This window comes from Streptomyces sp. M92, from assembly GCF_028473745.1.
Taxonomy (GTDB): domain Bacteria; phylum Actinomycetota; class Actinomycetes; order Streptomycetales; family Streptomycetaceae; genus Streptomyces.
On the sequence record NZ_CP101137.1, the window covers coordinates 956,190 to 982,465 of the forward strand.

General features: G+C 74.9%; 21 protein-coding genes and 1 tRNA gene. 9 read left to right on the forward strand and 13 right to left on the reverse strand.

What is annotated here, in order from left to right; all coding sequences use genetic code 11:
* The first annotated feature begins 2 nt into the window (after window positions 1-2).
* Window positions 3-1,967: an FHA domain-containing protein gene (locus M6G08_RS04305; RefSeq protein ID WP_272585853.1), complete on the forward strand. Its 1,965-nt coding sequence runs from the start codon at window positions 3-5 to the stop codon at window positions 1,965-1,967.
* Between the two features lie 26 nt (window positions 1,968-1,993).
* On the opposite strand, the gene M6G08_RS04310 is transcribed toward M6G08_RS04305, so the two are convergent.
* Window positions 1,994-2,971 (reverse strand): methyltransferase domain-containing protein, encoded by a 978-nt coding sequence (locus tag M6G08_RS04310; RefSeq protein ID WP_272585854.1) that lies wholly within the window; start codon window positions 2,969-2,971, stop codon window positions 1,994-1,996.
* A 63-nt stretch (window positions 2,972-3,034) separates the two neighbouring features.
* Here M6G08_RS04310 and M6G08_RS04315 point away from each other — a divergent pair, with 63 nt between their 5' ends.
* The 4 genes from M6G08_RS04315 (at window position 3,035) to M6G08_RS04330 (ending at window position 10,863) form a co-directional block, all read left to right on the forward strand.
* Entirely contained in the window at window positions 3,035-3,448 is a 414-nt protein-coding gene (locus M6G08_RS04315; protein WP_272585855.1) for a globin, read from the forward strand.
* 164 nt (window positions 3,449-3,612) lie between these two features.
* Window positions 3,613-7,005: an ABC transporter permease gene (locus M6G08_RS04320; RefSeq protein ID WP_272585856.1), complete on the forward strand. Its 3,393-nt coding sequence runs from the start codon at window positions 3,613-3,615 to the stop codon at window positions 7,003-7,005.
* Window positions 7,006-7,064: 59 nt separating this feature from the next.
* A complete protein-coding gene (locus M6G08_RS04325; RefSeq protein WP_272591254.1) occupies window positions 7,065-9,794 on the forward strand; it encodes an FtsX-like permease family protein in 2,730 nt (909 codons plus the stop codon).
* 109 nt (window positions 9,795-9,903) lie between these two features.
* Window positions 9,904-10,863 (forward strand): ABC transporter ATP-binding protein, encoded by a 960-nt coding sequence (locus M6G08_RS04330; protein ID WP_272585857.1) that lies wholly within the window; start codon window positions 9,904-9,906, stop codon window positions 10,861-10,863.
* A gap of 37 nt (window positions 10,864-10,900) precedes the next feature.
* On the opposite strand, the gene M6G08_RS04335 is transcribed toward M6G08_RS04330, so the two are convergent.
* The 3 genes from M6G08_RS04335 to ettA are packed head-to-tail and all read right to left on the reverse strand — an operon-like array spanning window position 10,901 to window position 13,679.
* The gene (locus M6G08_RS04335; protein WP_272585858.1) at window positions 10,901-11,593 is read right to left on the reverse strand and encodes a DUF8010 domain-containing protein; all 693 of its coding nucleotides are present in this window, start codon (window positions 11,591-11,593) and stop codon (window positions 10,901-10,903) included.
* A complete protein-coding gene (locus M6G08_RS04340) occupies window positions 11,590-12,012 on the reverse strand; it encodes an acyl-CoA thioesterase (RefSeq protein ID WP_272585859.1) in 423 nt (140 codons plus the stop codon). The genes M6G08_RS04335 and M6G08_RS04340 overlap by 4 nt, the downstream gene beginning before the upstream one ends.
* Before the next feature lie 2 nt (window positions 12,013-12,014).
* Window positions 12,015-13,679, reverse strand: a complete 1,665-nt coding sequence (ettA, locus tag M6G08_RS04345; RefSeq protein ID WP_272585860.1) for an energy-dependent translational throttle protein EttA — start codon at window positions 13,677-13,679, stop codon at window positions 12,015-12,017.
* Between the two features lie 215 nt (window positions 13,680-13,894).
* Between ettA and M6G08_RS04350 the strand changes: the two genes are divergently transcribed.
* On the forward strand, window positions 13,895-14,665 hold the full coding sequence (locus M6G08_RS04350; protein WP_272585861.1) for a hypothetical protein: 771 nt from the start codon (window positions 13,895-13,897) through the stop codon (window positions 14,663-14,665).
* A gap of 34 nt (window positions 14,666-14,699) precedes the next feature.
* On the opposite strand, the gene M6G08_RS04355 is transcribed toward M6G08_RS04350, so the two are convergent.
* From M6G08_RS04355 to M6G08_RS04370, 4 genes are all read right to left on the reverse strand, one after another.
* Window positions 14,700-16,118 (reverse strand): Cys-Gln thioester bond-forming surface protein, encoded by a 1,419-nt coding sequence (locus M6G08_RS04355; protein WP_272585862.1) that lies wholly within the window; start codon window positions 16,116-16,118, stop codon window positions 14,700-14,702.
* 262 nt (window positions 16,119-16,380) lie between these two features.
* Window positions 16,381-16,869 carry a single-stranded DNA-binding protein gene (locus tag M6G08_RS04360; protein ID WP_272585863.1) on the reverse strand — a complete coding sequence of 163 codons (489 nt, stop codon included), beginning with the start codon at window positions 16,867-16,869 and terminating at the stop codon, window positions 16,381-16,383.
* Window positions 16,870-17,145: 276 nt separating this feature from the next.
* Window positions 17,146-19,410, reverse strand: coding sequence for a YfjP family GTPase (locus tag M6G08_RS04365; RefSeq protein WP_272585864.1), 2,265 nt, complete (start codon window positions 19,408-19,410; stop codon window positions 17,146-17,148).
* Between the two features lie 3 nt (window positions 19,411-19,413).
* The gene (locus tag M6G08_RS04370; protein ID WP_272585865.1) at window positions 19,414-21,021 is read right to left on the reverse strand and encodes a dynamin family protein; all 1,608 of its coding nucleotides are present in this window, start codon (window positions 21,019-21,021) and stop codon (window positions 19,414-19,416) included.
* 320 nt (window positions 21,022-21,341) lie between these two features.
* Here M6G08_RS04370 and M6G08_RS04375 point away from each other — a divergent pair.
* Together M6G08_RS04375 and M6G08_RS04380 are read left to right on the forward strand one after the other, a co-directional pair.
* Window positions 21,342-21,417 (forward strand) — tRNA-Arg (locus M6G08_RS04375).
* Between the two features lie 37 nt (window positions 21,418-21,454).
* Complete coding sequence (locus M6G08_RS04380; protein WP_272585866.1) at window positions 21,455-22,492, forward strand: D-2-hydroxyacid dehydrogenase family protein; 1,038 nt, start codon at window positions 21,455-21,457, stop codon at window positions 22,490-22,492.
* Here the strand turns inward: M6G08_RS04380 and M6G08_RS04385 are convergent.
* Window positions 22,465-23,103: a DUF2087 domain-containing protein gene (locus M6G08_RS04385; RefSeq protein WP_272585867.1), complete on the reverse strand. Its 639-nt coding sequence runs from the start codon at window positions 23,101-23,103 to the stop codon at window positions 22,465-22,467. The genes M6G08_RS04380 and M6G08_RS04385 overlap by 28 nt on opposite strands.
* A gap of 226 nt (window positions 23,104-23,329) precedes the next feature.
* Between M6G08_RS04385 and M6G08_RS04390 the strand changes: the two genes are divergently transcribed.
* Window positions 23,330-23,638: a chaplin gene (locus tag M6G08_RS04390; protein ID WP_272585868.1), complete on the forward strand. Its 309-nt coding sequence runs from the start codon at window positions 23,330-23,332 to the stop codon at window positions 23,636-23,638.
* Window positions 23,639-23,706: 68 nt separating this feature from the next.
* Here M6G08_RS04390 and M6G08_RS04395 read toward each other — a convergent pair whose 3' ends face one another.
* The 4 genes from M6G08_RS04395 to M6G08_RS04410 all read right to left on the reverse strand — a co-directional run bounded on the left by M6G08_RS04395 (window position 23,707) and on the right by M6G08_RS04410 (window position 26,221).
* Window positions 23,707-24,573 (reverse strand): tyrosinase family protein, encoded by an 867-nt coding sequence (locus M6G08_RS04395; RefSeq protein ID WP_272585869.1) that lies wholly within the window; start codon window positions 24,571-24,573, stop codon window positions 23,707-23,709.
* Window positions 24,557-25,087: a tyrosinase family oxidase copper chaperone gene (locus M6G08_RS04400; RefSeq protein ID WP_272585870.1), complete on the reverse strand. Its 531-nt coding sequence runs from the start codon at window positions 25,085-25,087 to the stop codon at window positions 24,557-24,559. Before M6G08_RS04400 ends, M6G08_RS04395 begins: the two co-directional genes overlap by 17 nt.
* 235 nt (window positions 25,088-25,322) lie before the next feature.
* Window positions 25,323-25,838, reverse strand: a complete 516-nt coding sequence (locus M6G08_RS04405) for a hypothetical protein (RefSeq protein WP_272585871.1) — start codon at window positions 25,836-25,838, stop codon at window positions 25,323-25,325.
* Between the two features lie 101 nt (window positions 25,839-25,939).
* Window positions 25,940-26,221: a hypothetical protein gene (locus tag M6G08_RS04410; RefSeq protein WP_272585872.1), complete on the reverse strand. Its 282-nt coding sequence runs from the start codon at window positions 26,219-26,221 to the stop codon at window positions 25,940-25,942.
* Window positions 26,222-26,276 lie beyond the last annotated feature (55 nt).

Sequence of the window (26,276 nt, forward strand, 5' to 3'; positions counted from 1 at the left end):
ACATGCCGACCTGCCCGAACGGACACCAGTCGGGTTCCGACGACTGGTGCGAGGTCTGCGGTCACCGCATGGCCGGTGCCGTGCCGCCCCCTCCCCCGCCGCCTCCGGGCGGCGGCTACGGCTTCCCGCCGCCGGCCGGTCCCGGTGGACCCGGCGGTCCGGCGGGCGGTCCCGGCGGAGCCGGTGCCGAGCCGCAGCTGTGCCCGCAGTGCCGCACGCCGCGTGAGGGCGGGGCGCCGTTCTGCGAGGAGTGCCGGTGGAACTTCCTCACCAACACCGCCACCTCCTACACACCGGCCGCCCCGCGCCCGCCGGCGTCCGGTGGCCCGGGGCCGCGCTTCCCGCAGCCGCCGTCGGGCCCGTCGTACGGCGGCGGCGACTCGTACGACTACCAGGGCTCCCGCCCGTCCCAGATGAACCGCCCCGCGGAGCCGATCCCGCCGGGCCCGCCCTTCGGCGGCGACCCGTCGGGACACGGTGGACCGGGCGGCACTCCCGGGGGGCCGGGTGGCCCCGGTAACCCCGGTGGTCGTGCTGGTGGGCCCGGCGGCCCTGGTGGCCCCGGTGGACCTGGTGGACCTGGTGGTTTTGGCGGGCCTGGTGCTCCCGGTGGCTCCAACGGGCCCGGCGGCCCGGGCGGCCCCGGTGGCCCCTTCGGCTCCGGTGGACCGGGCGGGCCCGACGGCCCTGGCGGCCCCAACGGACCCGGCACTCCCGGCGGCCCGGGCGGCCCCGGTGGTCCCTTCGGCTCCGGTGGACCGGGCGGGCCCGACGGCCCTGGCGGTCCCAACGGACCCGGCAGCCCGGGCGGCCCCAACGGACCCGGTGCTCCCGGTGGCTCCAACGGGCCCGGCGGCCCTGGCGGCCCCGGTGGCCCCTTCGGCTCCGGTGGACCGGGCGGGCCCGGCGGCCCCTTCGGCTCCAGTGGTGCTGACGGTCCGGGCGGCCCCGGTGGTCCGTTCAACTCCGACGGTCCGCGCGGCTCCGACGGTCCGGGCGGACCCGGTGGCCCGTTCGGCTCCGGTGGACCCGACGGCCCGGGCCGTCCCGGCGGCCCCTTCGGCTCCGGTGGACCGGGCGATCCGTCCGGGCCCGGTGGTCCCGGCGGCCGCGGTCCCAACGGGCCCGGTGGCCCGGGCGGCCCCGGTGGCCCGTTCGGCTCCGGTGGGCCCGACGGTCCCGGCGGTCCTGGTGGCCCGTCCGGTCCGCCCGCCCCGCCCGCCTTCGGTGGCGACCCGTCGCGGCCGGTGCCGCCGCCCGGTCCCGGTGGTCCGGGGGGCGCTCCGCAGGCGTACCAGCAGTCCGGTCCGCCGGCCCCGCCCGCCTTCCCGCAGGGAACCGACCGCCCGCAGCAGGGTGGCCCGTCCTTCGGCGGCGGGGACGACGACTGGGTGCTCTCCCCTCCGTCGTCCGGTGGCCCGAACGGCCCGGGCCAGGCGCCGGGCGGCGGTGGCTACGGCTACCCGCAGCCGGGCGCGACGCAGGCCCCGCCGCCCCCGCCCGGCGGTGGCGGCTACGGGTTCCCGCAGCAGCCGCAGCAGCCGCAGCGGCCCCAGCGACCGGTGACGTGGACCGCGACCATCGGCCCGGACCGCGACTACTTCATGGCGATGATGCAGCGCTCCGGCCCCGAGGCCGCAGGCCTGAACCTGCCCGCGTACTCGCCCGAGCAGCAGCGCACGCTCACCGGCAACCAGATCACCATCGGCCGCCGCCGGCACTCCACCGGCGACACCCCGGACATCGACCTGGCCGTGCCGCCGGAGGACCCGGGCGTCTCGCACCAGCACGCGGTGCTCGTCCAGCAGCCGGACGGGAACTGGGCGGTCGTCGACCAGAACTCGACGAACGGCACGACGGTCAACGGCGGCGAGGAGCCGATCCAGCCCTTCGTGCCGGTGCCGCTCCAGGACGGCGACCGGGTGCACGTCGGCGCCTGGACGACGATCACGATCCGCAGGGGATGAGAAGGGGCTGAGACGGGGGCCCGTCGTCAGGCGAACGGCCAGGCGTACGGGCCCTCCGGGTCGTCCAGCCACGCCCAGGCCCGTTCGCCGCTGACGGTGATGCCGTAGCGCTCGCGGCGCGGGGCGTCCTCCCGGGCCCACAGGGCGTACGCCTCCTGCGGGTCGAGGCTGCCCCGGCTCAGCGCCAGCAGGAAGCGGAAGAGGTCGTCCTCCCGGGCCCGGCGCGGCACCCCGCCCAGGCCCGGCGGCTGCGGCTCGCCCCGGTCCGTGCCGCCGCGCAGCGGCACGAAGTACGCGGGCGTGCGCAGGAAACGCCCCTCGGCGTGCCCGGCACCGTGGACGGTGAGGACGACCAGGCCGGTGGCGAGCGGCGCCAGGATGCGGCCGCCGGGCCGGCACTGGGCGAGCCAGGCGCGCGGGACCGAGGGCAGCGCGCAGGTGGCGAGGATCCGGTCGTAGGGGGCGCGTTCGGGCACGCCGCGCGCGCCGTCGCCGGTGACGACGGCCGGGTGGTACCCGGCGGCGGCCAGGTGCCGGCGGGCCGCCTCCGTGATCTCGGGATCGAGGTCGACGGTGGTGACCAGGTCGTCGTCGCCGAGCCGGTGGGCGAGCAGCGCGGCGTTGTAGCCGGTGCCCGCGCCGACCTCCAGGACCCGGTCGCCGTCCGTCACGCCCAGTTCGACCAGCATCTCGGCCATCAGCGACGGCTGGCTGCTGGAGGAGAGCAGTTCGCCGTCGCGCAGCCGGGTGGCCAGCGGAGCGTCGGTGTACGCACCGCGCAGCCAGCGCTCGCGGGCGCCGGGGTCGGGATGCTCGCCCCAGCGGCGTTCGTAGCCGCCCCGGACGCCGACGTAGTAGTACGGCACGAAAAGGTGGCGCGGCACCGCCGCGAAGGCCTCCCGCCAGAGAGGGTCGGCCCTCCAGGCACCGCTCAGCTCGATCTCCCGCACCAGCTCCGCCCGCGCGGAGGCGGCGAGGCCGTCCAGGTCCGGGTGCCCGCCCATACCCCCACAGTAGGGCCCCGGCGGGTCCTAATCCTCAAGTCCTATGTCCACCCGTCTGAGACCATGGACGACGTGAATGAGATTCGGCGCGGCACGCTTCAGGAGCAGACCTTCTACGAGCAGGTCGGCGGGGAGGAGACCTTCCGCCGGCTCGTCCACCGTTTCTACCAGGGGGTCGCCGAGGATCCGATCCTTCGGCCGATGTACCCCGAGGAGGACCTGGGCCCGGCCGAGGAGCGTTTCGCGCTCTTCCTGATGCAGTACTGGGGCGGTCCGACGACGTACAGCGACAACCGCGGGCACCCGCGGCTGCGGATGCGCCACGCCCCGTTCGCCGTCGACCGGGCGGCGCACGACGCCTGGCTGAAGCACATGCGGGTCGCCCTCGACGAGCTGGGGCTCTCCGAGGAGCACGAGCAGACGCTGTGGAAGTACCTGACGTACGCGGCCGCCTCGATGGTCAACACGCAGGGCTGAGCACGGTCCCTCCCCTGCGCGGGGGCTGACGAACGGATTCCGGTCGTCCGACGCCGGTATCCGGTCACGATCCGGTCAAGTCCGCCTTTCAGACGGTTACCCGAGACCCTTGCCCTCTGCCATCCTCGCCCGGAGGTCTGGACAACAGGTGGCGGGGGAGCCGGGTGGCGGGGTTCGGGGGACTGGCGGGGTTCGTGCTGCTGCGCGCGCGGGCGCACCGCCTGCTGCTGGCGGCGGCTCTGCTCACCGTCCTGCTGACGACGACGGTGCTGGCCACCCTCACCGCGTTCTCCGGCGCCATCGGGAACGCGGCCCTGCGGCACGCCCTGGCCGACCCTCGCAACGCCGCCGACGCCGCGCTGGTCGTGAAGGCGGACGTACCGGCCGCCCAGCGCTCCGACGCGGACTCCACGGTGCGCAAGGGGGCCGCGAGGACCTTCGACGGTCTGCCGCACACGGTACGGACCCTGGTCCGCTCCGGCCCGTACGCGCTGCCGTCCTCCTCCGCGCGGGCCGAGTCGTCCGGCAACCCCGATCTGACGTACTTCGCGGCGCTCGACCCCACGCAGGTCCGCATCGACGAGGGCCGCATGCCCGGCGAGGCGGCGGGCGGGTCCGTCGAGACGGCGCTGCCGGTGACCGCCGCCGAGCGGCTGGGCGTACGGCCCGGCGCCCGGCTCACGCTCACCGACCGCCTCGACGGCCCCGACGTCCGGGTGGTGGTCACCGGCCTGTACCGCCCGGTCGACGACGGGGCACCGTACTGGCGGCTGGACGACCTGGACGGGCGCGGCGTCGAGCAGGGCGGTTTCACGACGTACGGGCCGCTGCTCGCCCCGAACGGTGTGCTGAGTGGCGGCAGGGTCAGCGCGGGCTCGTCGGGGTGGCTGGCGACGGCGGACTACTCCTCGCTGACGGTGGGCCGGACGGACGCCCTGCGCGAGGCGGCGCACGAGGGCACGGCATGGCTGCGCGACAGGCCGGTGCTCAGCGGCACGACCGAGGCGGGGACCGGGCTGGCCGGAATCCTGGACCGCCTCGACCGTTCGCTGGTGGTGGCCAGGTCCACCGTCCTGGTCATCGCGCTCCAGCTCGCCCTGCTAGCGGGCGGCGCGCTGCTGCTGGTGGCCCGGCTGCTGAGCGTCGAACGCGCGGGTGAGCTGCGGCTGCTGCGGGCGCGCGGCGCCTCCCGGACCCGGCTGGTGGGCGTCTGTGCCCTGGAGGCGCTGCTGCTGGCCGGGCCCGCGCTGGTCTGTGCGCCGCTCCTCGCCGGGCCGCTGATCCGGCTGCTGGCCGGGCAGGGGCCGCTGGCCCGGATCGGGCTGCGGTGGGAGCCCGCGGCCGGCGGCAGCGGCGTGGTGTGGCTGGTGGCCGGCCTCGCGGCGCTCGGCTGCACCCTCGCCGTGACGCTGCCGGCACTGACCTCGGCGACCGCTGCGGGCGGCCGGCCGAGGACGCTGCCCGCCCCGCTGCGCGCGGGCGCGGACGTGGCACTGCTGGTGCTGGCCGGCGTCGCCTACTGGCAACTGGACCGGCAGACGTCCGGCACGGACACGAGCACGAGCACGGGCACGGCTTCCGCGGCCGGGACCGGTGCCGACACCGCCACCGCCGCAGCTACCGGCGCGGACCCCGGCACGCTCGGCGTCGATCCGCTGCTCGTCGTGACGCCGGCGCTGGCCCTGCTGGCCGGGACGGTCCTCGCGTTGCGGCTGCTGCCGCTGGTGGCACGGCTGGCCGAGCGGCGGGCGGCGAACGGACGCGGGCTGGCGGGGGCGCTGGCGGGCTGGCAGCTGGGCCGCCGCCCGATGCGCGGGGCCGGCCCGGTGCTGCTGCTGGTGCTCGCCGTGGCGCTCGGCACGATGGCGATCGGGCAGAGCGCCTCCTGGTCCCGCTCCCAGGACGACCAGGCCGACTTCCGTACCGGCGCGCCGGTGCGGGTGACCGCTCCCGCCGAGTCGGTCCCCGGCCGCACCGACCGGTACGCGGCCGTAGCCGGCGTGGCCGGGGTGGCCCCGGCGGCCCGCACCACGCTGTCGCTGTCCGGCGACCGGACGGCCACCGTGCTGGCGCTGGACACCTCCCGCGCGGCGGACACGATGCTGCTGCGCCCCGACCTGGCCGACGAGCCGCTGCCGGAACTGCTGTCGGGCCTGGCGCCCGGGCAGCCGCCCGCCGGCGCGCCGGTCCCCGCCGGGACGGCGACGCTGTCGCTGGCCGCGACCCTGTCCGGCTGGGACGTCGGCGCACCGCCCAGTGGCCCCGGCGACACCGCGCCGGGCTCCGGCCGGTCCCCCGCCGGCATGGCGGCCGACGTGACGGTGACCGTCGAGGACCGCTGGGGAACCCCGTACCGGCTGCGGGCCGGCCGGCTGGCCGCCGACGGCCGGGAACACACCCTCACCATGGACGTGTCGGCCGGCCCGCTGACCCTGACCGGTGTGCAGCTGGTCATGACCCGGCCGACGGGTGAGGGGGAGCGGCACCGGCTGACCGTGCGCGAGGTGACCGCCACGTCCGCCGACGGCACCGCACGGCAGGTCCGGCTGCCCGGCGACTGGACGGGGCGGTCGGAGGTCACCGGGCCGTCGCTCGGACCGGCCGACGGCGCCGACTCGGCCCCGCCGCGGGTGCTGCGGGCGGAGCCGTTCACGGTCGAGTACGCCACGGGCCACTCCGAGAACGACCCGACCCGCCCCCCGTCGGTCCTCACCCTCCGGCTGCGGGTGTCCGGGCCGCCGCCGCCCGACGTCACCGGCGTCGCCACCGACCGTTTCCTGGAGTCGACGGGCGCCGGCGTCGGGCAGCGCGTCCACGTGAACCTCGGCGGCGAACGCGTACAGGTGCGGATCCTGCGCTCGGTGCGGGAACTGCCGACCACCGCCCCCCAGGAGGTGGACCCGGCGCGGTTCGGCGGGGCCCTGCTGGTCGACCTGCGCACGGTCAACCGGGAGCTTCAGAGCGGGCACGGCACCGCGCTCCCGCCCACCGAGTGGTGGCTGCGGAGCACGCCGGAGGAGACGGACGGCGCCGTCGCCGCGCTGCGGGCCCTCCCGGACACGGCGCCGTCCCAGGTCATGGTGCGCGACGAGGTCGCCGAGCGGCTGCGCGACGACCCGTTCGGCGCGGGTCCCGGGGCCGCGTTCGCGGCTGCCGCCGCCGTCGCGGCGACGCTGGCCGCGGTCGGCTTCGCGGTGAGCGCCGCGGGGTCGCTGCGCGAGCGGGGCGCGGAGTTCGCGGTGCTGCGGGCCCTGGGGGCCTCGCGCGGGCGGCTGGCCCGCACGGTCGCCGTCGAGCAGGGCGTGCTGGTCGGCCTGGCGCTGCTGACGGGCGCCGCCCTCGGGGCGGTCCTGACCCGGGCGGTGATCCCGCTGACCGTGCTGACCCAGCAGGCCGCCCGGCCCGTCCCCGGCGTGCACGTCACGCTGCCGTACGACCGGGTCGCCGTGCTGCTGGCCGCGACGGTCCTGGTCCCGCTGCTGGTGACGGCGGCACTGGCGCTGCGCCGGACGGATCCGACGGTGACGCTCAAGGAGCGCGGAGGTGACGGAAGGTGAACCCGCCGAACCGGCCGGACCGGGCGGCCCGCGCGAACCGGGCGGACCGCGCGAACCGGGTGAACCGGGCAAACCGAGTGCCCGCCCCCTGGACACGCACCCGGCTGCGGGCAGCCCCCGGTGCCGCGGGCGCGCTGGCACTGCTGGTGGCGCTGACGGCGTGTCTCGCCGCCGCCTTCCCGCGGGCGCTGGACCGGTACGCGGACGCCGGTCTGAGCCGGGCCGTCGAGCAGGTCCACCCCGGGCAGAGCAGCCTCCAGGTCAGCGCCGACCCCGGCCTGGGCGGGAAGACGGCGGACCAGGAGGACGCGCTGCGTCCCGAAAGCGTCACCGGCTACTACGAGTCGATCGTGGACACCGTCGAGAGCCCGCTGGCCGTCGACGGCTCCCGGTCGGCGTACGGGGTGCGCAGCACGTCCGACCTGATCGCGGCGGAGGAGTGGCTGCCCCGGCCGGACGGGCTGCCCGCGCAGATGGTCCTCGCCGCCCCGAACGACCTCGCCGGCCACGCCCGCCTGCGCTCCGGCCGGCTGCCCCGGGCGACCGGCGGCCCGGTGACCGCCTCGACCGGCCGGGTGGAGGCAGCGGTGACCGAGGAGACGGCCCGCACGCTGCGCATCGAGGCGGGTTCGGTCATCCACGTGCACGGCAGGGACGAGCTCGCCGTCCACGTCACCGGTGTCGTCGCGCCACGCGAACCCGACGGCGTCTACTGGTCGGTCTGGTCCGTCCTGCGGACGCCGTCCCTGGTGCGCACACCCGGCGGCGACCCGAACGCCCCGAGGTTCTGGCGCGGCGGCCTGCTGCTCCCGCCCGAGGCGGCGCCCGCGCTGCTGGGCACGGACGGCGGCCCCATGCGCTACTGGCACCTGGCGCCCGACACGGAAGCACTGCACGGCCGGGACCTCGACCGGCTCAGCGCCTCGGTGGCCTCGCTGGAGTCCGGGCCGGGCACGGAGCAGCTGCGCTCGATGCTCAGCCCGTTCGCCGAGGTCGAGACCGGGCTCGACGCCGTGTTCACCACGTACGACCGGCTGCGCGGGGACATCGCTCCGCTGGTCTCCGTCGCCGCGTCGGGCGCCGGGACGGTCGCCGCCGTCGTCCTGCTGATGACGGGCGGTCTGGCCGCCGGGCGGCGCCGCGCCGAACTGGCACTGCTCCGGGCCCGCGGCGCGTCCCTGCGGGGCCTGACGGGCCGGCTGCTGGCGGAGACGGCGGTGGTGGCGCTGCCCGCGGGCGCCCTCGGCCTCGCCGTGGCCGTCCTCGTCCTGCCCGGCGCCCGGCTGCTGCCCGCGCTGGGGGCCGCCGGGGCGGTCACCGCGGTGGCCTGCCTCGCGCTGCCGCTGCGGGCCGCCGCCGCGCACCGTGCCGTACGGGTGCACGACGGCCGTCGGGACGTCGCGACCGCGCGCCCGTCCCGGCGCCGTACGGTCGCCGAGCTGACGGCCGTGGCGCTGGCCCTCGGCGCGGTCGAGCTGCTGCGCCGGCGCGGGGCGACGGGCGGATCCGGGGACCTGGTGTCCCTGGCGCCGGTGCTGGTGGGGGTGATCGCCGCGCTGGTGCTGGTCCGTCTCCAGCCGCCGGTGCTGCGCGGCCTGGCCCGCCCGGCCGGACGGCTGCGCGGCGCGGTGGGGCATCTGGCGCTGGCCCGCGCGGGCCGTACGTCCGTCTCCACCGTGCTGCCGCTCCTCGCGCTGCTGACCGCGTTCACCACCGCCGCGTTCGGCGGCTCGGTCCTGGCCGGTGTCTCGGACGCCCGGGACCGGGCCGCGGTGCTCGCCGTCGGCGCCGACGCCCGCGTCGAGGCGGCGTCCGGACCGCTGCCGTCCGGCCTGCCCGGCCGCCTCGCGCACGCGCCCGGCGTGCGGGGGCTCACCGAGGTGAGCATCGCCTACCAGGCCAAGACCTCGGACGGCCGCCAGTCGCTGCCGGTCGCGGGCGTGGACCCGGAGGCCTACGCGGCGCTGGCGGCGCGGACGGGCCTCGGCGGGTTCGCGCCGGACGAGCTGACGCGGCGGGACGGCTCGGGGGACGCGCTCCCGGCGCTGGCCTCCTCGATGGTCGCCGGACGGTTCGGCACGCAGCCCTTCCCGGTCCGGATGGAGGACGGCACCTTCGTCACCCTCCGGATCACCGTCGTCCGCGACCGCACGCCGGCCCTCTTCCGCGACGACTTCCTGGTCGTGGACCGGGCCGGGCTCTCCGCGCGGGCGGCCCGGCCGACCGTACTGCTGCTGACCGGCGGCGGCCTGGACGCGGACGCCCTGCGGCGGGCGGCGGGCGACGGCGCGTCCGTGCACCTGCGGTCCGAGGAACGGGCCCGGTACGTCGACTCGCCCCTGCAGTCCGGCGCGGAGCGCGTCTACACGGCCGCCGTGGCGGCGGGCGCCGGGTACGCCGCCCTGGCCCTGCTGCTGTCCCTCGCCCGCGCGGCCCCCGAACGCGCCGCCCTCCTCGCCCGCCTGCGCACCATGGGCCTCACCCCGGCCCAGGGCCGCCGCCTGCTGGTCCTGGAGTCCCTGCCCCAGGCAGTACCGGCCGTCGCGGGCGGCGTCCTGACCGGCTGGGCGGCGATCCGGCTGCTCTCCCCCGGCATCGACCTGACGACGATCGCCCTGGCGGCCACCTCGCCCTCGACGGTCCCGGCCCAGCTGCGCGCCGACCCGTGGTCGCTGGCCGTCCCGGCGGTCGCGGTGCTGGTGCTGACGGTGGGTGTGGCGGCCGGGCAGGCGTGGTGGTCGGGCCGGCGCGGCGCGGTCACGGAGCTGCGGGCGGGGGACGCGCGGTGACGGCCTCGGCGCGGATGCCGCCCGTGTGCGCAGGGTGCCGGCCGCGGAAGCCGGCACGCGCCGGGAGGCGACGAAGCGACACGACGCGCAGGAGACGACGGAGGCCCCGATGACGACCACCAACCCCACCCTCGCCGAACTGGCCGACCGCGCCACCGCGTCCCGCGACCGTCCCGCCTACGGCCACGACGCCCTGATCACCTGCGACCGCGTCGTACGCATCTTCAGCACGGACGGCGTGGAGGTGCAGGCCCTCCAGGGCCTCGACCTGCTGGTCCGGGAAGGCGAGCTGATGGCGCTGGTGGGCGCCTCGGGCAGCGGCAAGTCGACGCTGATGAACATCCTGGCCGGCCTGGACGCCCCCACCGCGGGCGCCGCCCGGGTCGCGGGCCGGGACCTGCTCGCGATGACGGCGAAGGACCGGCTGGCCTACCGCCGTACGGTGGTCGGCTTCGTCTGGCAGCAGACGTCGGGCAACCTGATGCCCTACCTGACGGCCGCGCAGAACGTGGCCCTGCCGATGCGGCTGGCCGGCACCGGCGGCCGGCGCGCGGCCCGCGCCGAACGGGCGCTGGAGCTGCTGGACCTGATGGGGATCGCCGACTGCCGCGACCGCCGCCCGCACCAGATGTCGGGCGGGCAGCAGCAGCGGGCCGCCATCGCCGTGGCCCTGGCCAACGACCCCGCGGTGCTGCTCGCCGACGAGCCCACGGGCGAGCTGGACTCCCACACCGCGGAACAGGTCTTCGCCGCCTTCCGCACCGCGAACGAGCGGCTGGGCACCACCGTCGTCATCGTCACCCACGACCAGGCGGTGGCCGGCGAGGTCAGCCGCACGGTCGCCATCCGCGACGGCCGCACCTCCACGGAGGTCCTGCGCCGCAGCGAGGTGGACGCCGCGACCGGCGACGAGAAGGTGGTGGCCCGGGAGTACGCGATGCTCGACCGCGCGGGCCGGCTCCAGCTGCCCGCCGAGTACACGCGCGCCCTGGACATGCGCGACCGGGTGGCCCTGGAACTGGAACCCGACCACATCGCCGTACGCCCGGACGACAGCGACGGAACCTGAGCGGCCGGGCGGAGCAGCAGCTCGCTCTCCGGCGGGCTCAGCGCACGCTGATGCCGAGCGCCCCGGTGCCGGCCCGCCGCAGGACGACGGACCCGTAGGGCGTGCGCAGCCGCAGCCACGCTCCACAGGAGAACAGCCCGGGCGCGTCGCCCCCGGACCCGGACGCGGACGCGGACGCCCGCAGGAAGCCGAGTGACTGGGCCGCGTGCACGGCCCGCACCGGCAGTCCGGTGTCCCCGACCGTCCGGGACCATATGTCCCGCCCGATCCGGTCCAGTTCGGCCCGCGTACGCTCCTCGGGCGTCAGCTCCGCCGTGCGGGAGCGGAACTCCGCCACCGCCGCGGCGACCAGCGCGCGCAGGGCGTCCGGCGCGGGCAGCCCCGGCTCGGGCCGCCAGCCGCCGCGCGGGGGCAGCACCCCGGCCCAGGGCGGCCCGGTCACCACGCCCGGTACGGCTGCGGTGGCCGCCTGCTCGTCCACCGTCTCCAGCAGCTCACCGGCGGACACGGTCACGTCCAGCGTGACGTCGAGACCGTTCTCGTACGGCTTGGCGAGCCGCACCGCGCGCACGGCGAGCACCTCGAAGGAGGGGGGCCGCCCGAAGACGGCGAGGGCCGTGCCTGCCGCCTGGAGGCGCACCGCGGCGGAACGGTCGTAGTGGAGCAGCCGGGAGAGGAAGGCCGCGAGGTCCGCGGCCTCCCCCTCGTCGGCGAGGTGCAGGACCGTCATACGACGACGGCCTCCTCCTTGGCGTCCTCCTCGGCGTCCGTGTACTCCTCCAGGAACTCCCGCTCCTCGGCGGTGATCCGCCGGGGCCGCTGCGCCTCGAAGTCGAACGGCACGATGACCGTGGAGGCGCGGACGTAGAGCACGTCCCCGTCCTTGACCTCGTAGGTCAGCGTGAAGGAGGCCGCCCTTATCTCCGTGACCCACAGCTCGATGTCGACCGGGTGGTGCCGGTGGACGAGCTGCCGTTTGTAGTCGATCTCGTGGCGCGCCACCACCGACCCCTGCTTGAAGTCCTTCTCCGGGCGGAACAGGAAGTCGATACGGGCCTCCTCCAGGTAGCGGAGGAAGACCACGTTGTTGACGTGGCCGTACGCGTCCATGTCCGCCCAGCGCAGTGGGCAGCGGTAGATGTGCCGCAAGATCAGCCCCGGGTCAGCTTCTTGTAGGTGGCGCGGTGCGGGCGGGCGGCGTCCGGGCCGAGCCGCTCGACCTTGTTCTTCTCGTACGACTCGAAGTTGCCCTCGAACCAGAACCACTTGGACTCGCCCTCGTAGGCGAGGATGTGGGTGGCCACCCGGTCCAGGAACCACCGGTCGTGGGAGACGACGACGGCACAGCCGGGGAACTCGAGCAGGGCGTTCTCGAGGCTGCTCAGGGTCTCGACGTCGAGGTCGTTGGTCGGCTCGTCGAGGAGCAGCAGGTTGCCGCCCTGCTTGAGGGTGAGCGCGAGGTTGAGGCGGTTGCGCTCACCGCCGGAGAGCACACCGGCCGGCTTCTGCTGGTCCGGCCCCTTGAACCCGAAGGCGGAGACGTAGGCGCGCGACGGCATCTCGACCTGGCCCACGTTGATGTAGTCCAGCTCGTCGCTCACGACGGCCCACAGGGTCTTCTTCGGGTCGATGTTCTCGCGGCTCTGGTCGACGTAGGAGATCTTGACCGTGTCGCCGACCTTGATGGAACCGGAGTCCGGCTCCTCGAAGCCCTGGATCATCTTGAAGAGCGTGGTCTTGCCGGCGCCGTTCGGCCCGATGACACCGACGATGCCGTTGCGCGGCAGCGTGAAGGAGAGGTCGTCGATGAGGACCTTCTCGCCGAAGGCCTTGGTGAGGTTGTTGACCTCGACGACGACGTTGCCCAGCCGCGGGCCCGGCGGGATCTGGATCTCCTCGAAGTCCAGCTTCCGCATCTTGTCGGCCTCGGCGGCCATCTCCTCGTACCGCGCCAGACGCGCCTTGGACTTGGCCTGACGCCCCTTGGCGTTCGACCGCACCCACTCCAGCTCGTCCTTGAGCCGCTTGGCGCGCTTGGCGTCCTTCTGGCCCTCGACCTTGAGGCGGGTCTGCTTGGTCTCCAGGTACTTGGAGTAGTTGCCCTCGTAGCCGTGCAGGCGGCCTCGGTCGACCTCGCAGATCCAGCCGGCCACGTTGTCCAGGAAGTACCGGTCGTGGGTCACGGCCACGACGGTGCCCTCGTACTTGGCGAGGTGCTGCTCCAGCCAGTTCACCGACTCGGCGTCGAGGTGGTTGGTGGGCTCGTCGAGGAGCAGCAGGTCGGGCGCCTCCAGCAGCAGCTTGCACAGCGCGACACGCCGCTTCTCACCACCGGAGAGGTTCACGACCGGCCAGTCGCCGGGCGGGCAGCCCAGCGCGTCCATGGCCTGCTCGAGCTGGGCGTCGAGGTCCCACGCGTTGGCGTGGTCGAGCTCCTCCTGGAGCTTGCCCATCTCCTCCAGCAGCGCGTCCGAGTAGTCGGTCGCCATCTGCTCGGCGATCTCGTTGAACCGGTCGAGCTTGCCCTTGACCTCGGCGACACCCTCCTGGACGTTCTCCAGGACGGTCTTCTCCTCGTTCAGCGGGGGCTCCTGCAGCAGGATGCCGACCGTGTAGCCCGGCGACAGGAACGCGTCACCGTTCGACGGCTGCTCGAGGCCCGCCATGATCTTGAGAACGGTGGACTTACCGGCACCGTTCGGACCGACAACACCGATCTTGGCGCCGGGAAGGAAATTCAGGGTGACGTCATCGAGGATCACCTTGTCGCCGTGCGCCTTGCGCGCCTTGCGCATGGTGTAAATGAACTCAGCCAAGAGAAACCGTCCGGCAGCTTGATCAGGCAGTGGGCAGATACACCCCATCTTGCCGCACCGCCACCCCTGGGAGGAAACGCGTTCCCGGCGGGGGCTCTGACCTGGGGTTTCCCGGATGCCGCCGAAGCCTCGCCCGTGGCTGCCGGTCGCCGCACCGGGTAGTGTGGCGCTCTTCGGTCGGCGAGCCGGCCGGAGTCCTCGAAGGCCGGCACATCATGGACCTCGCCGATCACCGTCCCGCGGGCCGGCGTCTCGCCGACGCCCTGGACGGCCTCGCCGTCACCTTCCGCGGCATGACCGCACGTCCGGACGAGTACAACTGCGACTGCCACTGGGGCAGCGCGGAGGAACTCGCCCTGCTGAAGACACCGGACGTGGAGTTGCATCCGGACCTCCTGCGCCGGACCTGGCGGGCGGTCGACTGGACCGATCACGCGGCCGTGCTGCGCCGCATCCTGCCCCAGTTCGCCAGGGTCCTGGTCGCCGGTCTCGCGGAGCCCCTCTTCGGGCTGGAAGAGGCCGGGTGCTCCCTGGCCCGCGGCCGCTGGCAGCGGTGGCCCGACGATCACGCCGGTGCGGTGCGCGAGTTCCTGAGCGCCTGGTGGGTGCAGAGCCTCACCGATCCGGACGCGGCCGTACCGGCGCACCAGGTCTTCGCGCTGTGTGCCGAGGCGTCCGGGACGGTCGGCCCCTGGCTCGCCGAATGGGAGCGGCGGACCGGGCCCCTCAGCGACCGGCGCGTCGCCGAGGCGGCGGCGGAATGGGAGTACGAGCTCCTGGGGGACAGCCTGCCTTGGTACGTCGACTGGTACGAGAACGACGAGGAACGACTCCGTGCCGACCTGGTCGCCTGGCTCCTCGGCCCCGGCATGGCGCGGCTGCGCGCGTCGGGCGCTCCGGAGGAATTGCGGCACCGCATACGGCTGCTGTCGCTCACCGACGAGGAGCGCTGGTCGGACCCGCACTGGCCCGGTCACCGCTACTGACGCCGCCGCGCGAGTGCGCCAACGGGCGGGTGGGTCAGCGCTGTCCGCCCTCGCTGCGCCTGCGGACGAACAGCAGGACCGCGCCGCCGATCACGACGAGGCCGATGGCCGTGCCGCCTATCAGAGGGGTCACCCCGGAGCTGCCGGTTTCGGCGAGGTTGGTGTCGGGGGTGGGGGTGACGGCCTGGGTGGAGGGGGCCGGTGCGGTGAGGGTGCGGGTGGTGTCGTCGAGGGCGGCGGTCCGGGTGCGGCAGTCGAGGACGCCGGAGAAGCGGTGCTCGAAGCCGGCCGGGCCGCGGACGGTGAAGTCGTAGGGCCGGTCCTCCGGCAGCGGGACGGTCACCGTGCGGGACTCGCCGGCCGCGATGGTGTACTCGGTGTCCAGCAGCTCGAAGGTGAAGTCCTCGTCGCCCTTGTTGGAGGCGGTGATGTCCAGGGCACCCTCGGCGCAGTTCTTCCGCGCGGACAGGGCGGGTATCGGGCCCTGGTCGGACCAGGTGGCGGTCGCCGTCGCCGTGACCGTCGACTCCGAGGAGCCGGCCAGGATCTGGGTCTGGCTGCGGCTCTCGGAGGCGAAGGCCCGGCCGACCGGCACGGTGGTCGAGGCCTGGACGGTCAGTCCGGCGGTGCCGGGGTCCGCTTCCTCCGGCACGTCGAAGAAGATCTGCGTGCCGTCGGTGACGGAGGTGACGGGCGCGCCGTCCTTGTCGACGATCCGCACACCGCCCGCGGTGGCGTCGACCGGCGGGGTCACCGTCGCGCCGTCGGCGTTGGTGCGGACCGTCACCGGGCCGAGCCGCTCACCGGGGCGGCCCGAGACCGCGGGCGGGTCGAGGGAGAGGGAGGCGGTCGGCTCCTCGAGGTCGCGGGCGTTCTTCTCCAGGTAGTCGGCGAGCCGTTCGGCCTCGGGGTCGGTGGCCTCGACGTCCGTGTCGTCCGAGTAGCGCCAGATGGCGACCTGCGTACCGGCCGCCGCGTCCTGCTCGGTGAGGCCGCCGCGGACGCCCGCCTTCTTCGCGAGCGCGGCCAGGTCGTTGACCTGGGGGTAGGAGTTCTGGAGGATCCAGCGGATGCGCCCGGCGTCGTCGTTGGTGCCCAGCGAGGTGCCGCTCCAGGGCGTCTCGCGGTACTTGGCGTCCTTCTGCGTGGGGTTCTGGACGTCGACGCAGTACGTCTGCAGCATGCCGCCGCCGTCGACGGACATCTCGAAGAGGCCGGCCGGCACCTCCTGGTCGCCGGCGGCCCCGTGGATGACCGCGGTGCCGTGCGTCTTGAGGCCGCCTATGGTGGCCGTCGCCCCGCCCTGTCCCTGCGCCGCCCCGCCCCGCGCCGCGGCTGCCGGGCCCGCGCCGGCGACCACGCCCGCGGCGGCGACCGCGGACACCAGGGCCGCGGCGGCGATTCGCGCCGCTCCCCGGCCTGGCAGGGACAGCGCAGTGAACGAAGAAAACACCAAATTCCCCTTCGAGCAGGACCCGTTGACGTGGGGGGCACGGTCCCACCAGCAGAATCAGCAGCCCCGCAGGGCTCGTTCGGCATCCTAAGGACATGACGCACCGTGCCCGCCGGTGATGTTGGTCCGCGGGGTGATCCGAATCGGAATCGTTATCGCCGACACGGTTGCGAGCAGGGCTTATCGACAAATCAACCCAGGGGCATCCAAGGCGTCTTCGCCGATAAGCCGCACTTCGGTCAGTCCTCGCCGCACGTCCGTGTCATGCCACGGCCGCGGGCTCCGGCCGCTGCCCGGTGACCGGAGCGGGCGAGTCGGCCGGGTCGGCCGCTTCCGGGGCCGGTGTCTCCCAGTTGGGCTCCGGCTGCGGTGGAGAGGTGGTCGCCGTCTCGGACCTGCCGGCGCGCCGGAACGCCGCCGTACCGCGGGCCAGGTCGTGGCCGATCGCCACCGCGTCGATGTCCGCCGAGGTCCAGTTCTGCCCCTCGCGCAGGTCCGTGCGCACCTTCAGCCGGCCCTGGACCACCACCGGATCACCCACCGCCAGCGACGACGACGCGTTGGTGGCGAGCTGCCGGTTGGCCCACACCGTGAAGAAGTTGGTGTGGCCGTCCGTCCACGCGCTCTTCTCCCGGTCCCAGTAGCGCGCGGTGACCGCCAGCCTGAAGCGTGCCGACGGGCCGTTGGCGAGTTCCCGGTACACCGGCTGCGTCGCCACGTTGCCCACCGCGCAGATCATCGTCTCGTTCATCGCGAGTCCTCCCTCCCCCGTACGGGCGCCTCCCGTACGGCTGGCTCCGGCGCGGAGGGCACCACGTGTGCGCCCTCCCGCCGCCGCCCTTGCCGGTGCGATCGCGTCCGTCGCGACCACCCGAGGTCAGACTGCCTCCGTCCGCGCCGGCCCGCTGAGGGCTGTGGACCGTCCCCGGATCTGTGGAGAACTCCGTCACCCACTCGGGCGACACACCGCGTCACCGCGTCACGCCGCGCCGGACCGCGTCACACGGCGTGCGCCGCCGTCCCGCCGCTACCTCGCCGCCGCTCCCGCCCCCGTGACCCGCCCGTACTGCTCCCGCACCTCCCGGTACCGCAACAGCTCCGCCGCCAGCGGGTCCAGCACCCTGGCACGGCCGCACCCCGCGGCCGCCTCCCGCAGCAGGCGTTCCGCCTCGTGGCCGTAGCGCCGTGCCGGTCCGCGCGCCGCGACGCGGCAGCTCCACTCGATGAGGGGGCCGCCGATGATCCCGGCCAGCATCAGCAGCACCGGCACGCCGAGGTTCGGCGGCACGAACCCGATGATCTGCGCCAGCAGCCAGAGCCCGCCCACCACCTGAAGCAGGGTCATCGTCGCCTGCGCCAGCACCGCCACCGGCCACCAGCCCGGCCGCGGCGGACGCCCCGGCGGCAGCCCCGTGCGCACCGCCAGCTCGTCCAGGGCCTCGGGCAGCCCCTGGGCGCCGCGGACCGCGGCCTCGCGCATCGCCTGCGCCCACGGCGCGGGCAGCCCGGCCGACGCCCGGTCGGAGACCGTGCGCACCGCCTGCTCGACGCGCTGGCGGGCCGTGGCCTCCTCGTCGGCGTGGGCGCGCAGCGGCAGCCGTCCCGTGGGGGGTTCGCGCCGGTCGTGGTACCAGCGCCACAGCCGCAGCCAGGGCGTGCCGCACGCGCGGTTGGCGTTGCGCAGCCAGGCGCGTTCGGCCGCCTCGCCCGCCGCGGTGGCGCCCACCGCGTCCGCGAGCCGGTCGGCGAACTCCTCCCGCGCCTCCTCGCTGAGCCCGGTCCGCCGTCCGGCGACGTACACAGGCCGCAGCTCCCGCGCGGCGGCGTCCACGTCGGCCGCGATGCGGCGCGCCGGAGCCTGCCGCTCCGTGACGAACTGACCGAGCGCCTCGCGCAGTTCGCCGATGCCCTCGCCGGTCAGCGCGGACAGGGCGAGCACGGTCGCGCCGGGTTCGCCGTACTCCCCGAGCGCGATGCCGTCCTCGTCGAGCAGGCGCCGCAGGTCGTCGAGGACCTGTTCGGCGGCCTCGCCGGGCAGCCGGTCGACCTGGTTGAGGACGACGAAGGTGACCTCCGCGTGGCCGGCCATCGGCCGCAGATAGCGCTCGTGGAGCACGGCGTCGGCGTACTTCTCCGGGTCGACGACCCAGATGACGGCGTCGACGAGCCGCAGGATGCGGTCCACCTGCTCGCGGTGGAGCACGGCCGCCGAGTCGTGGTCCGGAAGGTCGATCAGGACCAGTCCGCGCAGCGGCGACTCGGAGTCCGGGTGCTGGATCGGGCGGCGGCGCAGCCGGCCGGGAATGCTCAGCCGGTCCAGGAGGCTGGCCGCGCCGTCGCTCCAGCTGCAGGCGATGGGTGCCGCGGTGGTCGGGCGGCGCACACCCGTCTCGGAGATCGTCACTCCGGCCAGGGTGTTGAACAACTGCGACTTGCCGCTGCCGGTGGCACCCGCGATGGCGACCACGGTGTGCTGCCCGGAGAGCCTGCGCCGCGCGGCGGCCTCGTCCAGGACCCGGCCCGCCTCGGAGAGCGTGCTCGTGTCGAGCCGGGTGCGGGACAGGCCGACCAGTTCGCGCAGCGCGTCGAGCCGCGACCTGAGCTGTCCGTCGTACGCCAGCGGCATCAGGGCGGCCGAGGAACCGGCGGGTCGGCTCGGCACGGTGAAGTACGGGTCCGGCCCGCCGTTCTTCTCGTCCACCCGCCGCGCGATCAGCCCGTCGCCCCAGGCACCGTCGCCGACGTCCCCGGAGCCGGGCGCTCCACCGGCGCCGTGCTCCGTGCCCGCGGAACGCTCCCTGCCCGCGGAACGCTCCGTACCCGCCGGACGCTCCGCGGTCGTCCGGCGTGCCGAGTCCGCCCCACGGGCCCCAGCCGACACAGACGTTCCGGAAGGCACAGTGGACCCGGTGGGCGCGGTGGGCATGGCGGGCACGGAGGTCCCGTGTTCCGTACGGCGTGACGCCGCCGCGTCCTTCACGCGCGCGTGGAACCCGCGGCGGCGGCGCTCGCCCTCGCGCTCCCGCGCGGCCCCGCCCTGCACGACGTCCCCCTCGGCGTCCTCCCGCGCGGCGGTGCCTTCCACCGCGCGCGGACTCGGCTCGACCGGCTGATCCGACCGGTCCGCTCGGTCCGCTCGGTCCACCCGGTCCACCCGGTCCACCCGGTCCACCCGGTCCACCCGGTCGGCCCGGTCTGCCCGGTCGCCCCGGTCCGGCTCACCCGCCTGGCCTGCGTCCCCGGTCGTGTGGCCGGTGTGCTCGGTGGGGTCCTGGTCAGTGACGGCGGTCACCGGTCACCTCTCCTTCTGCAGTACGGACAGCGCGGCGATGAGTTCGGCCTGTGGCTCGGGATGGACCTCGAGCCCGTCGAGGGGTGCCAGCCGGCGTTCGCGCTCGCCGTGCAGGACCCGGTCCACGTGTTCGTCGAGCAGCCGCCCGCCCCGGTCGCGCAACCGCAGCGCGCCGTGGGCGCCGATCCGCTCGGCGAGCCGTTCCCCGGCGCTGCGCCCGCGCCGCCCGCCCAGCAGCACGGTGGCGACCAGGGCGGCCACCACGGCGGGGTCCGGGGCCAGGTTCCGGTCGAGTTCGCGGACCTCGTCCTCGGCGTACTCCTCCAGCTCCCGGCGCCACCGCCGGACGGCCATCCCGATGCGGTGCTCGGCACTTTCCGGCGCAGGGTCGCGGCCGGCGAGTTCCGGGGCGGTGGCCGCCGGTTCGCGCCGCCAGGCCTCGTCGACCCGTTCGTCGGCGGCGGTCACGGAGCACAGCAGCAGGGCGGTCAGGCTCTCCACCAGCGAGTCGAGGAGTTCCTCGGGGGCGCAGTCGAGGGGGAACGCCCGCCACCGCTTCAGCGCGTCCCCGGCGAGCACGGCCCCCGCCTGCAACCTGCCCCGCACGCGCGCGTGCTCGGCGTCGTAGGCACCGTCGACGGCGGCGGTGAGCCGGAGCGCGGCGGCGTACTGCGCGGCGGTGGCACCGGCCAGTTCGGGCATCCGGGACTTGAGGGAGTCCAGGATGCCGTGCGCCGTACGGGCCATGGCGTCGTGCCGGGCGCCGAGGTCCTGCGCCCGGTGCGCGAGCCAGGTCCGCAGCGGCGCCACCGCGCTGGCCGGCAGCAGCCCGCCGCCCCAGGCCGACTCGGGCAGCTCCGGGACGGTGAACCGGGGGACGTCGCCGAGTCCGGCCTTGGTGAGCAGCGCGGCGTACTGCCGCGACACCTCGGCCACCACCTGATGGGGCACCCGGTCGAGCACGGTGACGAGGGTGGCGTCGTACTCCTTGGCGGTGCGCAGCAGATGCCACGGGACGGCGTCGGCGTACCGGGCGGCCGTGGTGACCATCACCCAGATGTCGGCGGCGCAGAGCAGTTCGGCCGCCAGGACCCGGTTGTCGGCGACGAGGGAGTCGATGTCGGGCGCGTCCAGGAGGGCGATGCCGGGCGGCAGGCTGTCGGCGGTCTCGACGCGCAGCACGCGCGCGGGGTTCTCGCCCGGCAGCAGCAGGTCGTCGTCGGGGTCCTGGGGGGGCATCCACACGCGCGTGAGGTCGGGCAGCACCCGCATGCCGCTGAACCAGTGGTGGTCCTCCGGATGGCAGACCAGCACCGGCGTGCGGGTCGTGGGCCGCAGTACGCCCGCCTCGCTGACCCGGCGGCCCACCAGGGAGTTCACCAGCGTGGACTTCCCGGCACCGGTGGAGCCGCCTACGACGGCCAGCAGTGGCGCTTCGGGTTCCTTCAGCCGGGGCACCAAGTAGTCGTCGAGCTGGGCGAGCAGTTCGTCGCGGTTGGCACGCGCGCGTGGGGCCCCCGCCAGGGGCAGCGGGAAGCGTGCGGCCGCGACACGGTCGCGCAGCGCGGAGAGTGCGTCGAGCAGCTGAGGCCGTACGTCCAAGGTCACCACATGTGAAGAATGCCCAATTTCAGGGGAATTCTGAAGCATATGAGTATGCCTGCGCGCCGACCGGACACTTCAGGCGGAAGGGATTACTGGGACGCGAGCACAGCCCAGGCATAACGAGTGCACAACACCCGATGCGCGAGACGCCAAAAGCGATGCACGATTCGTACCTGCCTGCGATTATCGGAACCGCTTCACCGAACCTCCACATCGAGCCACGGAGGCGAAGCATCAGGGACATGGAGCCGGGAGCCCTATCCTTGTCCCCGGCGACGTCGCGGAACGGCCCACACCGGGCGCCACGACCGAGGCCACCACACCAGGCCCCCGTAGCTCAGTGGATAGAGCAGGCGCCTTCTAAGCGCTTGGCCGCAGGTTCGAGTCCTGCCGGGGGCGCCACTGCCCGTTTGGCGGAGGGACCGGAGGACCGGACGAGGTGCGACGACTGCGCTGTGCGGTGCTCGACGACTTCCAGCAGGTGGCGACCGAGATCGCCGACTGGTCCCCGGTCGCCCGGGACGTGGACGTCGTGTCCTTCGACACCCATTTCGACGACGAGGACTCCCTCGCCGCGGCGCTCGCCGACGTCGACATCGTGGTCACGCTGCGCGAACGCGTCCCCTTCCCGGGATCGCTGATCGCCCGGCTGCCGCGGCTGAAACTGATCGTCGCCTCCGGCATGCGCAACAGCGTGATCGACTACGCCGCAGCCGAGGCGCACGGCGTCACCGTGTGCGGCACGGCGTCCTCCTCGACCCCACCCGTCGAACTGACCTGGGCCCTGCTGCTGGGCCTGGCCCGGAGCATCGTCCAGGAGAGCAACGCGCTGCGCGGGGACGGTCCCTGGCAGCAGACGGTCGGCGCCGACCTGCACGGGCGCCGGCTCGGACTGCTGGGCCTGGGGAAGATCGGCGGCCGGGTGGCCCAGGTCGGCCTCGCCTTCGGCATGCGGGTGAGCGCCTGGAGCCAGAACCTCACCCGGGAGCGCGCCGACGAGGTGGGCGTCGAACTCGCCCCCTCCAAGGAGGACCTGCTCTCGACGGCCGACTTCGTCTCCGTCCACCTGGCGCTCGGCGACCGCACCCGCGGCCTGCTCGGCCCCGCCGAACTTGCCCTGCTCAAGCCGACCGCCTACCTGGTCAACACCTCGCGCGCGGCGATCGTCGACCAGGACGCCCTGCTCGCCGCCCTGCGCGAGGGCCGGATCGCCGGGGCGGGCGTGGACGTCTTCGACACCGAACCGCTGCCCGCCGGCCACCCGATGCGCACCGCCCCGCGCCTGCTCGCGACGCCGCACCTGGGTTACGTCTCACGCGCCAACTACGCCACGTACTACGGCCAGGCGGTCGAAGCGGTCCGGGCCTACCTCGCGGGCTTCCCCGTACGCCGCCTGCCCGCGCCCCCGGCCCCGCCCCAGGCCATCGCCCCGGCCCCGGCTCCCGACTCTCAGGCGATCCCGGCCCGGACGGACTGACCCGGCCGCCAGTACGTCCCGTCGCTCCGGCGCAGGTGGTCGAGGTCCACCAGGTAGCGCCGGAGCGTCACATGGTCGACGTCGCCGTCGTCGCACCAGGCGCGCAGCTTCTCGTCGACGGCGCGCTCCGGGTACTCCACGCCGGGCACGAAGGTCTGCTCGGCGATGTGCCGCAGCACCACCTTCTTGCGCGTCCAGCGCGCGGGGAGCCGCACCAGCCGCCCGTCCTTGACGAAGGTCCGCACGATCAGGCCGGCCCGGTCGTCATCCGGACCGGTGTGTCCGGCGGTCTCCGCCGCCGGACGGCCCGCGCGGGCCAGTTCGGCGAAGCGTTCGTGGGCGACGACGAGTCCGCCGCCGTCCCCGGACGACGTCACGACGCCCTGCTCCCGCAGCCGGCGCAGCGCGGCGGCGGTCTCCTGCGCGGACAGGCCCGCCGCCCGGGCCACGTCCGGCGCGCTGCCCGCCCCCAGGGCCACCGCCGCGAAGGCGCGCACCCGGCCCTCGTCGGCGAACAGGCCGGGCAGCGCGGTCGCTCCCGACCGGTCGGCGTGGTCGGGCCGGTCCGACGGGGCGGACCGGTCGGGCTGGTGGGGTTGGTCGTTAACCATGCCGGGAGGCTAGTGGACGCCCCGGCCCGGAGCGGAACGGTTTTCCGCCCCGCCCGTGCCCGGTCCGTGCCCCGCCCCTTTCCCCCGACGCCCCGGCCCCGCCCTCCTGTTCAAAAAGGGTGATCCTCACATTCCCCCCGTGTCCCCTATCCGACCAGCGGCGTTGAACCGGCAGTGCGGTGGCGCGTCCTGCCGCCGTGCTCCCCGAGTTCAGAAGGAGAACGTGATGTCTCGCATCGCGAAGGCCGCCGGTGTCGCGCTCGGCGCCGGTGCCGTGGTCCTCAGCGGCACCGGCCTGGCCATGGCGGACGCGGGCGCCCAGGGCGCGGCCATCGGCTCGCCCGGCGTCCTGTCCGGCAACATCGTCCAGGTCCCGGTCCACGTGCCGGTCAACGTCTGCGGCAACACGATCAACGTGATCGGTCTGCTCAACCCGGCCTTCGGCAACGCCTGCGAAAACGGCGACGACGACAAGAAGGACGAGGGCGACAAGCACGGCGGGGACGGCAAGAACGGCGGCGGCTACGGCGGCTGAGTCCCGTAGGCACCAGGAGAGCCCCGGCCTTCCCCGGCCGGGGCTCTCCCCACGTCCGCGCCCGCCGGTCAGGCGTACCGGTAGATCCGGCTGTGGTCCTCCAGCTCGTCCGGTGTCACGTCCCACGGCGGCAGCCGCTCGTGCCGCGCGACGACCCGGCCGTGCTGCGCGCTGCCCCGGCCGGGCGGCTCGGCGGGCAGGTAGCGGGTGTTCTTGTGCCGGGCCTGCCAGCGGGACCACTGGAGGTCGACGAAGGCGTGGTGCAGCCAGAACACCGGGTCGTTGACGGAGGCGCCGCCGACCATGGCCCCGCCCACCCAGCGGTGCACGCGGTTGTGGTTGCGCCAGGAGACGCTGCCGCGCCCGGTGCCCCAGCCCTCCAGCTTGTTGCGGAAGCCGTTGCGGACCGTGGAGTCCCAGGGCGCGGTGTCGTAGACCGGGTCGTCGAGCGCCCACTCCAGGTCGCTCTTCGTCGGCAGGCCGATGGGATCGGCGGCGCGGCCGAGGTCCCGGGTGAGGTACTCCGTGTCGGTGACGTTCTCCTTGAGCGTCCAGTTGCCCTCGGAGTGGGCGAACGGCCCGGTGGTCACCCGGTGGTCGGAGCGCCGCCCGGTACCGCCGAGGAAGTCGGCCGTCCACGGCCCCGACCTGGTGGTGCGGTCCTTCGTCCAGTCCCAGTACGGCACGGTGACCGACGGGTCGACCCGGCGCAGCGCCTCCTCCATGTCCAGCAGGAACCGGCGGTGCCAGGGCAGGAAGGACGGCGCCATGTGGGCGGTACGCAGTCCGTCCTCGCCGTCGGAGACGTAGTACTCGATGTGGGTGCGCACGAACTCGTCGTACTCACCGCGCCGTTTGACCTCCAGCAGCGCCTTGACGAACCGCCGCTTCTCGGTGCGGGTCAGCGTGCTGACGTCCTTACGCGTGTACGCCATGCCGCCTCCCGGGGTGGTGGCCGTGCCCTGGGTCGGCCGGCGCGTCGCGCAGGTGCTCGCCGGGACCGAGTTCGTCGACGGCGCCGCGGGCGGCGGCGAGGGGGGTGGGGTACGACCGGTAGTGGTCGATCATGCTCAGCCAGCTGCCGTCGGCCCGGCGCATCAGGTGCAGCGGCCGGCCGTCCACGGTGACGTGCCACGTCCCGGCACCGACGGCGCGCCCCGCCGCGGACCGGATGCCGCGAATGCGACGGCCTCGGTAGGTCTCGTCGAACGAGGTGCCCTCGACCGGGGAGTCCGTGTCGGCGCGGGGTTCGGGACGGGCGGGGCGCGCGTCCGTGCCGGTGGCGGCGGCCCGTGCGGGCCGGGAGGCCGCGACCAGCGGCGCCAGGGAGACGGCGAGGGCGGGGGCGAGCAGCCCCCGCATCATCTGCCGCCGCGTCCCGAGCACCGCGGGCGCGCCCGCGGCCGGGCCCCCGGCCGACCGTCCGGCACCGCCCTCCCCGCCGCCCACGGGTCCTCGCGGAGCCCCGAACGCCGGCCCGTACGCCGACCCGTCCGCTGGTCCGTCCACTGGGTTGTCAGCCGACCCGTCCGCTGGTCCGTCCACTGTTCTGTCCGCGTTGGCGCCCATGGCTCGCTCCTCGTCCTTCGTCCGGTCCGGTGGGTGATCCGTACCGGTAACCGGGCGACGGGCCCCGCGGTCACCGCACGCGGGGCCACACGGGTGTGGACGTGAGCGGTACGGGTTACAGCCCCCGTCCCACCCCCAGGTCGGCCGTGGGCACGGTCTGCACCATCGGCGTGAGCACACCCACCTGGGGCAGCTTGGCGGTCGGCAGGCCGAAGCCCCCGCCGCCGGGGGCGCTGAGCGGGGCGTCCAGGGAGAGGCCCGGCGCCAGCGTCCGCAGCTCGGCGGCGGGGGCGTCGACGGCGGCGTGGTCGAAGCCGTCCCCGAGCACCTGCGGCAGGGGCTGGCGCAGGTCGACACCCGGCAGGCCGCTACTGACCGGCAACTGCGGAAGGGTCCGCTCCGGCAGCAGCCGGCCCTCGACGTACCGCGGCCCCTCGGGCGCGCCCGGCGTCGGCACGGGCAGTTCGCCGGCCACCTCGGGCAGTTCCATGCCGAGGGCCGTCTCCGCGCCGCCCAGCGGCACCGGCACGGGGACCGCACCGGCCGCGGCGGCGGGGCTCGCGGCCGCGCCCACGGCGGCTGCCACACCGGTGACGACGGCGGCCAGGGTTCGTCTGGTGGTCGACTTCATGTCAGGCACGGTCCCTTTCAGGAATGCGGGAGGGCTGGCGAATGCGGAAGGAGGCCGACGGAAAGAGCGCGCCGCGGTGAATTCGGCGCCGGGTATCCGGTTCAGCGGCCCAGCGGAAGGCCGCCGAGCAGGCCGCCCTCGGAGTTCAGCTGCGTGGTCGCGCCCTTCACGGTGTGCAGCACGGAGTCCTTGTTCTCGGTGTCCAGGGCGTCCGACTGGTGCTTGAGCGGCATCACGTCGATGGGCTCCGCGGTGAGCGCGTTCACGGCGCCGTTGAGGCTGGTGGGCGTGATGTCGGCGGGGTCGTAGGCGAACGCGGGGGCGGCGGAGCCGGCGGCGACCAGGGAACCGGCGACCACGGCGGCGGCCTTGAGGGACTTCATCGTGTTCCTTTCTTCGGTGACTCGGCACGTCACCGGAGGAAATGCTGACGCCCTG

Bases quoted from the DNA above. Each gene is read 5' to 3' on its own strand.
- M6G08_RS04305 (WP_272585853.1), top strand. From the start codon at position 3: ATGCCGACCTGCCCGAACGGACACCAGTCGGGTTCCGACGACTGGTGC.
- M6G08_RS04310 (WP_272585854.1), bottom strand. From the start codon at position 2,971: ATGGGCGGGCACCCGGACCTGGACGGCCTCGCCGCCTCCGCGCGGGCG.
- M6G08_RS04315 (WP_272585855.1), top strand. From the start codon at position 3,035: ATGGACGACGTGAATGAGATTCGGCGCGGCACGCTTCAGGAGCAGACC.
- M6G08_RS04330 (WP_272585857.1), top strand. From the start codon at position 9,904: ATGACGACCACCAACCCCACCCTCGCCGAACTGGCCGACCGCGCCACC.
- M6G08_RS04335 (WP_272585858.1), bottom strand. From the start codon at position 11,593: ATGACGGTCCTGCACCTCGCCGACGAGGGGGAGGCCGCGGACCTCGCG.
- M6G08_RS04350 (WP_272585861.1), top strand. From the start codon at position 13,895: ATGGACCTCGCCGATCACCGTCCCGCGGGCCGGCGTCTCGCCGACGCC.
- M6G08_RS04360 (WP_272585863.1), bottom strand. From the start codon at position 16,869: ATGAACGAGACGATGATCTGCGCGGTGGGCAACGTGGCGACGCAGCCG.
- M6G08_RS04385 (WP_272585867.1), bottom strand. From the start codon at position 23,103: ATGGTTAACGACCAACCCCACCAGCCCGACCGGTCCGCCCCGTCGGAC.
- M6G08_RS04390 (WP_272585868.1), top strand. From the start codon at position 23,330: ATGTCTCGCATCGCGAAGGCCGCCGGTGTCGCGCTCGGCGCCGGTGCC.
- M6G08_RS04395 (WP_272585869.1), bottom strand. From the start codon at position 24,573: ATGGCGTACACGCGTAAGGACGTCAGCACGCTGACCCGCACCGAGAAG.
- M6G08_RS04405 (WP_272585871.1), bottom strand. From the start codon at position 25,838: ATGAAGTCGACCACCAGACGAACCCTGGCCGCCGTCGTCACCGGTGTG.
- M6G08_RS04410 (WP_272585872.1), bottom strand. From the start codon at position 26,221: ATGAAGTCCCTCAAGGCCGCCGCCGTGGTCGCCGGTTCCCTGGTCGCC.